The organism is Psychroserpens mesophilus, assembly GCF_000826645.1.
Lineage (GTDB): Bacteria > Bacteroidota > Bacteroidia > Flavobacteriales > Flavobacteriaceae > Psychroserpens > Psychroserpens mesophilus.
Window position 1 is genome coordinate 507225 of the sequence record NZ_JXJP01000008.1, and the last position, 13499, is coordinate 520723.

The following is a 13499-nucleotide window of genomic DNA, read 5'->3' on the forward strand; positions in this document are numbered from 1 at the left end:
AGGTAACCTTTTTACACCTTCAGAATAATTTGAGTGCCAGAATTTTGCTCGGAAACCATAGCAAGTTCGCCTCCAATATGCTTAGCACGCTTGTCCATATTGGTTAAACCACTTCCCTTCTTCACTGAATTGACATCGAAACCGTTTCCATTATCAGAAATGGTAATTTTAAGTTGCTCTTTGAATTGTTTAATTCGAACTTTAATTTCGGTCGCAGACGCATGTTTTAAGCTATTATGAATGGCTTCCTGAATGATACGATGAATATTCATGCCTTCAATTGAAGACAAGGTTTTTTGCTGATTTACACTATCTTCAACATCAAACGAAAACTGAATATGATCATCGTACACATGGGCTTTATCAATGTAGTTGGAGATTCGGGATTGCAAATCTTCAAATGTGATTTCGTTTTTATTCATTGCCCAGATGGTATCTCTCAATTCGTATATAGTTTCAGAGGTAAACTCACTTATTTTATTAAGTTTGGACGTCAACTTTTCATCTTTTATATCGAAACCATATTTTAGATTATCAATTGATGAAATGATAAAAGTAAGCTGTGCACCAATATTGTCGTGCAAATCTCTTGAAATTTGTAATCGTTGTTCCTGCAAACGATTTTGAGTTTCAATTTTTATAAGCGCATCTTTAAGTTCATTTTCTTTTTGAAGTTGTTTGTTTTTTAGTTTTTGCTGATTAAAAAACAAATAACCTATTACTCCGAAAATAAATGCAAGTCCAAGCAGACCATAAACCTGATAGTTTTTTTTCTGAATGGTTAATTCTTGTTCGGCAAGATTAGCACGTTGCTTCAGAATTTCTTTTTCCTTCTTTTCAGTATCGTATTTAACTTCTAAATCGGCAACTGCCTGAGCATTTCTATCTGAAAAAATAGAATCTTTTACTGCTATAAATTTTGCAGTATGAGTGCGTGCTTTTTTAAAATCACGCAACATGTAATAACTTTCAGCTGCATGAAGATTTAAATCTGCAGACATGCCTTCAATATGCGGAAACTTCTTAATGAGATCAAATCCTTTATTAGCGTAATTTAAAGCTGTTCTTGGTTGATTTATTTCGTTATATAATGATGTTAAATTACTAAATGTTGATAATGAACCTTTTTCATCAGCAACAAATCCTTCGGGTTTATCAAGTGCTTTTAAATAATGTTCAATTGCTAAATTGTAATCGCCATTATTATAATAAGCATTAGCCAGATTATCTAAAACTCTATAATAATCTATTAAATTTTGTGAACGTTCAGCAATAATCAAAGCTTTTTTATAAGCCATAATAGCGTCATCAATTCGTCCTAAATCTTTAAGGTTAATTCCTATATTATTTAAAGAAGCCACCTGATCTGTTTCTAAATTTAGTTGTTCTCTAATCTCGAGTGCTTCATTGTGATACTTTAATGCCTTCTCATTGAGATTCATTTCCTGATATATGAGCCCAATATTATTTAAATACACACTACGCCCTTGAACGCTTCCATCATTATCATTCATTTTTAAGGCTTCAAAAAAATATCGTAAGGCTTCATCAAATTCACTTCTATTCCAATGAAACATTCCAAGGTTATTGATACACATAACCTCAATGCTCTTAAAATTATAATCTCTACTTAGTTTCAGTGCTCTGGAAAAATAATAATTCGCTGAGTCAGATTGACCAGTAACATCCATATAAATACCATGAGTATTGGTGAGTTCAGTTAGCCCAAAATTGAACTCAGCAGTTTTTGCAAGTGATTTTCCTTCATTTATAATTTGAAGAGCTTTATCAGTATCATTAAATATATAACTGAAGGCAATTTTGTTTAACATTCTAATTTTTGTAGAATCATCTTTAGTAGAACGCGCAACCGTTAACAAGCTATCTAAATTTTGAGAATAAGAGAAAGAAACAAAGAAAAGGACAAGAAGTGATGAAAACTTAATTCTCATTTTAGGATATAAAAAAAGCATCAGAATTGATATGTCTTTTGGGACGATAAAATTAGCTGATGCTTTCTTAAAAAATTGATTAATAGCAAAACGAATATATAACATAATGAGGATGGTGTGTCTTTTTTTTCGACAAGTTGCAATTAAAAAAGATTAAGCGTAATCCTACAAAAATTACGCCCAATCATAATCTCAACAACAAGATTTAATTATTAAGATTGTATGTAAAAATGGTTCTGTCATTAGCTTTATAGTACAGATAACCACCAAATTCATCAACTTGATATTCTGGTTTTTTATCTTTTAAAATAATTTCTTTTTCTACCATCCCACTATCTTTATTTATCTTGACCAAACCTACACCGTCGTCTAACTTGGTTAAAATAAATTGAGCATTTTCTGTTGCCGCTGTAGCTTTAAAACGTTTAAGCATTTCTGCAATTGAAGCACCTGAAGCCGCAGCCATACCATCACCAAAATCGGCGTAACGCTGACCTCTGTCGGTATATCTCCCTAAACTATTTCTATTTTGATTAGCGGCATTGTAAGACGCTACTGCAGTAGTTGCTGTTGCCACAGCTGTTACTCCAGCAAGGATAGCTCCGAAAGCACTTTTACCTGGTGCTCGATGATATTCGTGCCATGATGTTTTACCATCCCAATCTAAGAGCATCATGTTTTGATCTGAAGTTAACAAAATGCCTTCATTTCTAACTTCAACTCCTGTTGGATCTTCTTTACCTTCAAATTTAGATTCAGCTAAAGTTGTTGCTTCTCCGCTTGCTTCATCTATGGCAAATAACTCATCATCTGCACTAATTAAGTATCTGTTATTTTTACTGTCGTAGCATGAGCTAATAGCAGCAGCTCTTTTATATTTTAAGGGTTTATTCCAGATTTGTTCACCTGTTTCAAGATTTACAATATTGGCATCTTCAGATGTAATATAAATTAAGCCTTGTGGTGTTTCTGCCATCGTTAAAATATTTTCACCTGTTTTTAATGGTTTTTTAAATAAGGTATTGCCTTCATAAGAGATTTTGTTTATTCCACCAGAAGCAATTCCGAATAATATCCCATCATCCATAATATAAAAATGCTGAACATAACCTTTAGTTTTTGGTGCTTTTTCCCACAAATCCTCACCTGTTGTAGCGCTAAACATGGTTATTTTTGATTCTGAAGCAGCTCCAAAAGCTCCATCTCCTCCTGCAACATCACTTACAACAGCTAAACCTTGAGGTAAGATTTGAAAATTAGAGACGTTTCCTTTTACTTTACGCTCGTCTTCCCATGCTTCGCTCCCATTGGCATTAATTTTATAAATTCGCGTATTCTTTCCATTAGCTGTTCCCGCAAATGCATAAATGTCAGTTTCCGATAGATTATTAGTCATCCAGCTCACATTCTTGACTTTGTTTTCCCAAACAGTTTCGCCTGTTTTCGTTTTAGCTAAAATCCCTTGACTTGTTGGAATTAGCAATTTATCTTTAAGTAGTAATGGTCGTCCTGTTACCATAAAATTTTTCATCGTCACTTTTGTTGGATCGATTAAATTAAATCGGTAATCTTCTGCTCCAGTATTTAAATCATAAACTGCTACAGCACTTGCATATTTTTCATTTGCACGTCGTTGACCACTCACAACTAATTTATTCTGTGGCATCATGACATCGCAGGTGTAAACTTGTTTCCAACCGTTATCTTCAGTACTAAAGAGTTTTTTTCCAGACATATAATCAATAACAGCCTTTTTTGTTGAAAGATTAGCAAAGCCTGTCTGACCAATAATAACATAAGGTGCCTGAGGTACATAAAATAATTCTTCAGGTTTTACACGTCCATAATCAGTAAAATTAAATAACAAATCATTTTGACCTGGTTTAATTCCGACCAATCCATCGTTAGTTGCGACAACTACTGTTCCCCCTTCAGTAATGGTCATTTCATTTATTTTTGCACCTAAGTCATAGTTATGATCTGGTGTTTCTGCTTTTTGAGCATATAGTGAAGTTGCACTCATTACGAATGCAACCATCACTAAGCTCTTAAATTGAATTAATAGCGTTTTCATCTGGATAAGGTTTAGTTTACAACCTTTTCAAGGTTAAAAGAACCTTCTGTAATCGTTTTGATAGATTGATCACCACCAACATTTTTACATGTAAAATTAAACGTTCCTTTAACTTTAGTATCTGTGATCTCTGTGATTACAAGCTCTCCTGCAACAGTATCGTCGTAAGGCGCCTGCCAGATTTCAGTTGTAGAGTTTTGAGGGTTATTTAAATTTACATCCGTTTCTGAATAAGATGCACTATTAAAAATGTTACTTCCTCCACCTAAAGGATAGGTACCAGTTCCATCAAATCCGAAAACTGAAAACGAAAATGCCTGTGCTGTTGTGCTCGTCGCAATAATTACTAAATTTTGGCCATCGTTTGCAATAGTTGCTGAAGATGAAAGCGCTAACGATTGAAAGTTATTTCCATTTACTTTCGCTACCATAACTCCTGAAGGAGTTCCACTTTGTCCTGGATCGCCATCTCCTGTATCATCATTTGAACATGATGTAAAAGTTACTGCGGTTAATGTCATGATTAATACCATGAAGTTTTTAAAATGTCTCATTGTTGATTGTTTTTGAGGTTAATAATGACACAAATTTGTCATAAAATAGAAGTGCAAACAATACGTCATATGACGTATATTTTCACAAAGACTTGAAAAACAGGTATTTAATTCAATAATCGCAGTGAAAAGTCAGAAAAATTAAATGTCAATAAGAGGTTTAAAATTGAATATGATGAAATTGAGATTGCAAATCAGCTTGTTTAATTTTTAAATTTTGAAGAAATAATTGATGCGCTTCAGACACCACATTAAATGGTCGATGCTTCAGTCCTTTTTGAATTTGATCAACATCTTGCATCGTTTTGTTTGACTCTTCAGAAATCCAAATTTGATGAAAACGCTCCCAAATATAGCGTATAGCCAAAGCATTTGGATGCAACATATCATCATTATAGAATCTGTAATCGCGCAGTTCGTCTAGCATGATTTCGTAAGACGGAAAATAATACAATTGCTGTCTTGGTTCTACAACCTGATGTATAGCAGAAATTAAATGCGACTTACTTTGGGTGTTTTCAACAAAACCATCTTTTATATGGCGCACAGGCGATACTGTAAATATAAATGATACTTGAGGGTTTACGCTTCTAACTAAACTAATGATGGCTTCAAGAGATTCTGAAATAGCTTCAACAGATAACAATTCTTTTAAAAACTTCTTTTGAGGAACTTTATGACAGTTAGCAACAAACGTATCAGTTTCTATCAATCGATAAGCCCAAGCTGTTCCTAAAGTTATTACGATATGAGATGCCTCCTTTAAAAAATCATGAGTAGCACTAATTCGTGTGTTTAATGCATTTAACACATCTTCCTTTAATCTTCTGCTTAATTTGGAATGCGCTTCAAAACAGTGCCATTGTTCATTGTGAAGAAAAATATCTGCTTCTGAATACTGTTTCTTATTGACTGCATTTAAAAGCAACTGTTCAATAGCTAAGGGATGAAATAAAATTCCGAAGGGATTGTCAAATTTCTGAAACTTATAATATTCAAATTTTTCAGCCATGTATTCAGAAAAACAAGAACCAATCAATCCTATTTTAGAATGATAATCAATTTGATTGTGTTGTTGTGGTTGAAGCGGAAGTCTGGTTTGAAGTTCCATAAAAAAGTGATGTTATTTAAAAGCTTAAAGATAAATAACTCCCTTAAACCTGATACTAAAGTTTCAGAATATCTGATTTCTCTTCCTGAAACACTTCTATCTTAGGTAAAGCTGCTATTGCTAAATCAATATATCTTAAGGCTTCAGATTTGTCTCCTTTATGCTTCTGAATTTGTGCCAACCTGTAATGTGCCCAAGCTTTAGGCACGCCATCTGCCGCTGAATAATTTTTAATATAGATTTGTAAACATTGCTCACCTTTATCTAATTGTAAATTGTATTCTGCAGCGACTTTTCCTATTTGATAATGTAATGCATTTCGTTTATGTTTAACTTGTGCTTCTTCAATATTAGCAATGGCTTTTTCAGGCTTTTTTTGAGTTTCATAAAGATGAGTAAGTTTATCAAAACAGGTTAATGATCCTCCAATCTTAATCGCTTTTTTATAATATTCTTCTGCTAATTCAGGCTCATTATCATATTCATAAATATAGCCTTTAGCGAGATATCCATCGACTTTTGACAGGACTTCTAACTCTTCAGCATACTTAAGTGATTTGCTTTTACTTCCACCAACAATACCAGGCAATTGCATGTACAATTCAACTAATGCCCATCGTGTATTAACATGTTTAGCATCTAATTCTGCTGCTTTCAAAAATGCAGATTTTATATCACCAATATAAGCTACTGCTCTAAGCTTACTCACGCTCAATGCTTTCATTCCTAAAGCACCACCATATTTGTAATGATAATTTGCGACGTACGGTTTCTGCTCTACTAATTTTTTGTAAGACTCAATAGCCTCATCCCATTTTTCCTGCTGGCCATAGGCATCACCAAGCAATTCAATACCTTCTATATCATTCGGAGCTTCAATGAGATAAGCTTCTAAGGCTGTTTCAGCTTGATTGTATTTTTTGTTCTGAAGGAATTGCTTTGCGGTATCTATTGTAGAAGATTGACCTAAACCAATAAATGGAACTATTAAAATAAAAATAAACAGAGGTCTCATATATAATAGTTACGCAAATTAATTGTTTTTAGTTTCTTGGTATTGTTTTTGATTTTGAATCAACAAAGATAATGTGTTTACAGTTAAAATTTATAACTTCACTAAATCAAACGATTCAATCGCTCATTTGTTATTTAGTAGTTGAAGTTTTGAGTCTAAATTGAACACAATTTAAACACCTATTCATGAAATTAATTACCAATATATTGATGATCTTATGCTTTGCGAATTTTTCTGCTGCTCAATCTGATGATTTTGAAACCTTATGGAAAACCGTCTCAAAGCACGAATCTGAAGGCTTGCCTAAATCGGCTTTAAAAGTTGTCGAATCCATTTCGCAGCTCGCCAAAACCCGAAATAACACACCGCAACAAATAAAAGCTTTGCTTCATAAGAGCAAATACATCCTAACACTTGAAGAGGAAGCGCAACTTAAAATTGTTGAAGACTTTAAAACTGAAATCTCCAAAAGTAAAACGCCTACTAAAAATATTCTTGAGAATATGTTAGCCACGATGTATTGGCAGTATTTTCAACAGCATCGTTATCAATTTTACAATCGTACCAATACCTCTAAAAAAGTAGATGACGACTTCAGAACTTGGGACTTACAAACCTTATTCAGTGAGATACAAACACATTACCAGAACTCTTTACACAACGGACTCATCCTTCAGCAAACACAACTTTCAGATTACAAAGACATCATTAACGAACAGGAAGGATCTAAAACGTTTCGACCTACACTTTTCGATTTACTGAGCCATAATGCGCTTCAATTTTATAAAACTTCTGAAACTGCCATTTCGAAACCTGCGTATAAATTTGAGATCGACAATACATCGCTATTAGGTCCAACAAAAACATTCACTGCTGTTCAATTAACATCAAAAGATTCCACTTCGCTTCAATTACAAGCACTTAAAATTTTTCAGGAATTAATTCAGTTTCATTCAAAAGATGCTAATCCTGAAGCATTAGTAGAAGTTGATTTAGAGCGTTTAAAATATGTTGTGCAACATGCAACCTTTGAAAATAAAGATGCCGTCTTATTGGAAACATTGCAATCTTCAAGTGATCGCTGGAAATCACAACCTGTGTCTGGTTTATATGATTTTGAAATCGCCTCGGTCTGGTATCAACAAGGACAACAGTACAACCCAACGACAAATCCTGATGTACGTTGGAAACTCAAAGAAGCACTCGCTTTATGTAATATTGTGATTAGTCGTTATCCAAACAGCAGAGCTACACAACAATGTGAGGTCTTGAAATCACAAATTCTATCAGGTCGATTAGGTCTGACAGCAGAAACAGTGATTCCTATTAACAGTTACTCTAAATTTTTGGTGAGTTATACGAATGTTGACGCTTTAAATTTCAAAATATATAAGGTGAGCCTGTCTCAAAAAGAAACTTTTGAAAACATTTACAGACCTGAAGAAAAATTAAGTTTTCTGAAAAACAAAAATACGTTTACAACATGGAACACGTCCTTAAAAAATGAAGGTGATTATCAAAATCACACCACAGAAGTTGTCGTTCCAAAATTTGAAAACGGATATTACATTGTGTTAGCTGAAAGCGCTGACAATAAAAATACCTTTGCTACCCAAGTACTTCAGGTGACAGATTTTGCTGTTATCGATCGTTCTTCAGGAAGTGATATGATTTACCAGATCATCGACAGAACCAACGGAAACCCAATACGTGGGGTTTCAGCAACCATTAAGTACAAAAAAGATTATAGCAACCGATTTTATTCAGATATCTTAACATCTGATGCTCATGGCGAAATTCGTTTAAAGAAAACGTCTGAGCGTTATTTCAATTTGAGTATAGCCCTTTCAAAGGAAAACCAATCGGCTTTTTTTGATGGTTATTATGCTTACAGAGATTATGAACGCAACTCAGATAACATCAGTTACAATTCGTTTTTATTTACAGACCGAAGTATTTACAGACCTGGACAAACCATTTACTTTAAAGCGATTTTGCTGGAGCGTCAAAGAGGCAAATCCTCTCCTTTTTCTGAACAAAAGGTATCTGCTACGCTTCACAATGTCAATGGAGAACAACTTACAAAATTAGAATTTAAAACTAATGATTATGGGTCAATTGCAGGCGAATTCATTTTACCAGGTTCAGGTTTAAATGGTCAGTATTTTATTCAAATCACAACGACCAAAGGTGACATTAGACAGAATAATTATTTTTCAGTAGAAGAATACAAACGACCAAAATTTGAAACCCAATTTGAACCCGTTACTGAAACTTTTAAAGTTAATGATTCTGTTGTTGCTAAAGGAACTGCTGTAGCCTATGCTGGAAGTAACATCACTAATGCCAAAGTTGTGTATCGCGTGGTGAGAAAAGTGCAATATCCTCGTTGGTATTATTGGTACAGACCTTGGTTTAACAGTGAGCCACAGGAAATTTCACATGGAGAAACAATCACAGATGATAAAGGAGTATTCGATATTACATTTAAAGCGCTTCCAGATGAAAGCGTTGTCAAAAGTTCGTTACCAATTTTCAACTATGAAGTTACAGCAGACGTCACAGACCTCAATGGCGAAACTCAAAGTGCGACTACCACAATTAATGTTGGTTACCATGCATTAACTGCTCATATTTCAATTGCTGAACAATTAGATAACACAAAAAAAGACCATAAACTCAACATTTCTACTAAAAACTTAAATGGTGAATTTGTTCCAGCGGAAGGCAGTATCAAAATCTATAAGCTCAAAGCTCCTGATCGCGTCTTACGTCCAAGACCATGGAATACTCCAGATTATCAGGTGATTTCTTCTGAAGAATTTAAAACCAAGTTTCCTCATGAAGCTTATACCAATGAGCAAAACCCTGTTAACTGGGAAAAAGGCAAACTAGTTTTTGAAGATTCATTTGACACTAAAGATTCCAAAGAATTAGCGCTTGGCAACATCAAAAAATGGGATTCTGGTCAATATATCATTCTGTTGGAAAGCAAAGATAAATTTGGTCAAACCGTTACTGACGAAACCAGAACAACCTTATTTAGCGACTCTGACAAAACCTTATCAGATCAACAGCTATTTAATGTTTCAACTAATAAAAATCAATACGCTACTGGAGATACTGTAGAGCTCACTTTAGCTTCTGCAGCAGAAAACATCACAGTTACTGTAAGTGTTGAAAAGAATCAAAGCATCATCAACACCTATGTTATTACATTAAATAACAATAAAAAAACGATTACGATTCCAGTTACTAAAGACGATGTTGGCGGATTTGCAATTCATTACAGTTATGCTGCTTTCAATACATTTTCAGGCAGTCAGATACCAGTAAATGTGCCTTATCCAAAAAGTGATTTAGACATTGAAACGAGCACGTTTAGAGATAAGCTTCAACCAGGAACTGATGAAACCTGGAGTTTTAAGGTTAAAGGTCCGAAAGGCGAAAAAGTCACTGCCGAAATTTTAGCGAGTATGTACGACATGTCGTTAGATCAGTTTCAACCACATGCATGGACGTTCAACCCAATACAAAAGCCAACCTATTATTCAAGGTACGGACTAAGCGGACGACAAAGTTTTGGAGTTGGAGTATTTAGAGTTCATAACCAGCAAGCAAATTATCCTGGTTATCAGCAGCAACAATATGATCAGCTGAACTGGTTTGGGTTTTATTTTGGAAATAGTTATAGTTACAGATATAATATAGAAATAGTAGAAGATGATTCTGAATTAGAAGAGGTTGTTGTTGCGGGTTTTTCATCAAAAAGTAAAGATGAATTAACAAGTGCTGTTATGAATGTCTCTACAGAATCTATTTCTGGAGATGCATTAGGAATGACATATATTCCAAAAAACAAACAAAGTGGAGGAACCATATTATCTGAAATTTCAGAAAAAGAAAAGGAAGAAGAACAAAAGTTAGAAACCATTAAAGTTCGTAAAAACCTTCAGGAAACCGCGTTTTTCTTTCCACAGTTACAAACCGATAGCGTAGGTCATGTAAGTTTCAAGTTTACAACACCTGAAGCTTTAACCAAGTGGAAACTTCAGTTATTAGCTCACACCAAAACCATGGAAAGTGCTGTATCAACCTTAGAGTCTGTAACTCAAAAAGAATTGATGGTCATTCCTAATGCACCTCGATTTTTACGTCAAGGTGATGTGATTTCAATAAGCACTAAAATTTCTAATCTTACTGACCAAAACTTATCAGGTCAGGCTAAATTGATACTCACAGATGCCATTTCTGGAGAAGACATCACTCAAAAACTGGAGATGCTTCCTGTTTCAGACTACGCAATCTTCAATGTTGATGCAAAAGGAAATACACAAGTGTCTTGGACTTTAAAAATTCCTGAAGACCTTCAAGCCGTAGAATATAAAATCCTAGCGAAGTCAGGAGATTTTAGTGATGGTGAGCAAAATTTCCTTCCTGTACTAACAAACAGAATGTTGGTGACCGAAACCTTACCCATGTGGATTAAAAGTAACGAATCGAGAACGTTCACTATGGATAAATTGAGAACCACTACCTCAACAACTTTAAAACACCATAAACTTACTTTGGAAATGACGTCAAATCCAGCCTGGTATGCTGTGCAAGCTTTGCCTTATTTGATGGAATATCCTTACGAGTGTAATGAGCAAACGTTTAGTCGTTATTATGCAAATGCTTTGGCAAGTCATATTGCGAATAGCAATCCGAAAATCCAGGAGGTGTTCAACCAATGGAAAAATGCAGATGCGCTACTATCTAACCTAGAGAAAAACGAAGAATTAAAGTCCATTTTAATTCAGGAAACACCTTGGTTACGAGATGCTCAAAATGAAACCGAACAGAAAAAACGCATTGCCTTATTATTCGATTTAAACAAAATGAATTACGAGTTAGATGCTGCAAAACGTAATTTGAAAAACAATCAAATGCATAATGGTGCATGGCCTTGGTTTAAAGGCGGAAGAGAAAACCGTTTCATCACACAACACATTATTACTGGTTTTGCGCATCTTTCAAAGTTGAATGTCGCATTAAGCGCAGACGAGACGCAAATGATTAGCAATGCTATGTCTTATTTAGATGCTGAATTTGTAAAAGAATACAAGAACATCAGAAAATACAATCCGGAAGCTGATTTATCTAAAGACCATTTAACCAATACGCAACTTCAGTATTTATATATGAGAAGTTTTCTTCCAAACTTAAAAACCTCTAAAGAAGTTTCAGACATTATGGATTACTATTATGATCAGATTAAAACCTATTGGCTAAAAAAATCCTTGTATTCAAAAGGGTTGATGACTTTGGTTATGCACAGACAACAAGATCCTAAAACAGCTGGTAAAATTTTAAAATCATTGGAAGAAACCAGTATTACTTCAGATGAATTAGGCATGTATTGGAAAGAAAACACGAGTTCGTGGTATTGGTATCAGGCACCAATTGAAACGCAAGCTTTGCTAATAGAAGCGTTTTCAGAAGCTGGATCTATAATACTAAGTGAAGCAAAACAACTTGAAACTGTAGATAACTTAAAAATCTGGTTGTTAAAGAACAAACAAACCAATCAATGGAAAACCACAAAAGCAACCTCTGAAGCGGTTTACGCCTTATTATTACAAGGAAGCGATTGGTTAAGTGTAACAGATATGGTTGATGTGGTTATTGGCGGACACGTGATTGCGCCTTCAAAACTAAAAGATGTTGAAGTTGAAGCAGGAACTGGTTATTATAAAACGTCTTGGTCTGCTGAAGAGATCAATCCTTCAATGGCAACTGTTGAACTGAACAAAAAAGGTAAAGGGATTGCCTGGGGAAGTTTATACTGGCAATATTTTGAAGATTTAGACAAAATTACTTCAGCCAAAACACCATTATCTTTGAAGAAGAAACTCTTTAAAAAGACCAATACAGCTACTGGTGAGCAGATCACTGAAATTACTGCAGAATCAGAATTGAATGTTGGTGACTTAGTAACAGTTCGTATTGAATTACGAAGCGATCGTGACATGGAATTTATTCATATGAAAGATATGCGAGCAGCTGGTTTGGAGCCTGTGAATGTGTTATCTCAATACAAATGGCAAGACGGATTGGGTTATTATGAAAGTACAAAAGATGCTTCAACCAATTTCTTTTTCGACTATTTACCAAAAGGTGTTTATGTATTTGAATACGATTTAAGAGTGAATAATGCTGGTAATATGAGTAATGGCATCACAACCATTCAAAGTATGTACGCTCCAGAATTTAGTAGTCATAGTGAAGGCGTTAGGATTTTGGTTGGTTCTAATTAACTGTTAGGAAGTTAGTAATCGTTCGACAATATCAAACTTATAGTTAAAATTACTATATTTAAGATACTAACTAATAACTAACAATATGAACTCAAAAGTTTTTATGGTCTTGAGAATTTTACTCGGACTTTTCGTTTTAGTCTTCGGACTTAATAAATTTTTAGAATTTTTGCCAGCACCTGAAGGCATGTCTGAAGATGCTATGGCCTATTTTGGCGCATTGATGAATTCAAAAACTATGGCACTTGTAGCTGTTGTAGAAATTGTTGCAGGATTAGCATTAATCTTAAATAAATTTGGCGCATTACTTGCTCTCATTTTAATGAGTGTTTCTGTAAATGCTGTTTTATTTCATGCTGCTTTAGATCAAGCAAATATTGCTGGAGCCTTGGTTTTACTCGTCTTAAACATTGCTGTTTTATTTGGTTATAAAGACCAATACAAAGCTTTATTACATTAGAAAAACTATTCACAAGTAAAAAGAGGCTTAAATT

General features: G+C 34.3%; 7 protein-coding genes. 2 read left to right on the top strand and 5 right to left on the bottom strand.

Translation table 11 applies throughout. The features are described 5' to 3' along the window. Positions 1–11: 11 nt before the first annotated feature. From TD18_RS09665 to TD18_RS09685, 5 genes are all read right to left on the bottom strand, one after another. Positions 12–2057, bottom strand: coding sequence for an ATP-binding protein (locus TD18_RS09665; protein ID WP_052461117.1), 2046 nt, complete (start codon positions 2055–2057; stop codon positions 12–14). Between the two features lie 100 nt (positions 2058–2157). Beyond that, the gene (locus TD18_RS09670; RefSeq protein WP_040251755.1) at positions 2158–4026 is read right to left on the bottom strand and encodes an outer membrane protein assembly factor BamB family protein; all 1869 of its coding nucleotides are present in this window, start codon (positions 4024–4026) and stop codon (positions 2158–2160) included. 11 nt (positions 4027–4037) lie between these two features. Further along, on the bottom strand, positions 4038–4580 hold the full coding sequence (locus TD18_RS09675; protein WP_040251757.1) for a DUF6252 family protein: 543 nt from the start codon (positions 4578–4580) through the stop codon (positions 4038–4040). Between the two features lie 160 nt (positions 4581–4740). Next, positions 4741–5691 carry a GSCFA domain-containing protein gene (locus TD18_RS09680; protein ID WP_040251760.1) on the bottom strand — a complete coding sequence of 317 codons (951 nt, stop codon included), beginning with the start codon at positions 5689–5691 and terminating at the stop codon, positions 4741–4743. Between the two features lie 55 nt (positions 5692–5746). Then, on the bottom strand, positions 5747–6706 hold the full coding sequence (locus TD18_RS09685) for a tetratricopeptide repeat protein (protein WP_040251763.1): 960 nt from the start codon (positions 6704–6706) through the stop codon (positions 5747–5749). A 185-nt stretch (positions 6707–6891) separates the two neighbouring features. Here TD18_RS09685 and TD18_RS09690 point away from each other — a divergent pair, with 185 nt between their 5' ends. Both TD18_RS09690 and TD18_RS09695 read left to right on the top strand, forming a co-directional pair. Next, on the top strand, positions 6892–13005 hold the full coding sequence (locus tag TD18_RS09690) for an alpha-2-macroglobulin family protein (RefSeq protein ID WP_040251766.1): 6114 nt from the start codon (positions 6892–6894) through the stop codon (positions 13003–13005). Positions 13006–13090: 85 nt separating this feature from the next. Beyond that, positions 13091–13465 (top strand): DoxX family membrane protein, encoded by a 375-nt coding sequence (locus TD18_RS09695; RefSeq protein ID WP_040251768.1) that lies wholly within the window; start codon positions 13091–13093, stop codon positions 13463–13465. The last annotated feature ends 34 nt before the right edge of the window (positions 13466–13499 follow it).

What these genes read in the sequence shown, in the direction of transcription:
- TD18_RS09685 (WP_040251763.1), bottom strand. Translation starts at nt 6,706, where the DNA reads ATGAGACCTCTGTTTATTTTTATTTTAATAGTTCCATTTATTGGTTTA.
- TD18_RS09675 (WP_040251757.1), bottom strand. Translation starts at nt 4,580, where the DNA reads ATGAGACATTTTAAAAACTTCATGGTATTAATCATGACATTAACCGCA.
- TD18_RS09670 (WP_040251755.1), bottom strand. Translation starts at nt 4,026, where the DNA reads ATGAAAACGCTATTAATTCAATTTAAGAGCTTAGTGATGGTTGCATTC.
- TD18_RS09695 (WP_040251768.1), top strand. Translation starts at nt 13,091, where the DNA reads ATGAACTCAAAAGTTTTTATGGTCTTGAGAATTTTACTCGGACTTTTC.
- TD18_RS09690 (WP_040251766.1), top strand. Translation starts at nt 6,892, where the DNA reads ATGAAATTAATTACCAATATATTGATGATCTTATGCTTTGCGAATTTT.
- TD18_RS09680 (WP_040251760.1), bottom strand. Translation starts at nt 5,691, where the DNA reads ATGGAACTTCAAACCAGACTTCCGCTTCAACCACAACAACACAATCAA.
- TD18_RS09665 (WP_052461117.1), bottom strand. Translation starts at nt 2,057, where the DNA reads ATGTTATATATTCGTTTTGCTATTAATCAATTTTTTAAGAAAGCATCA.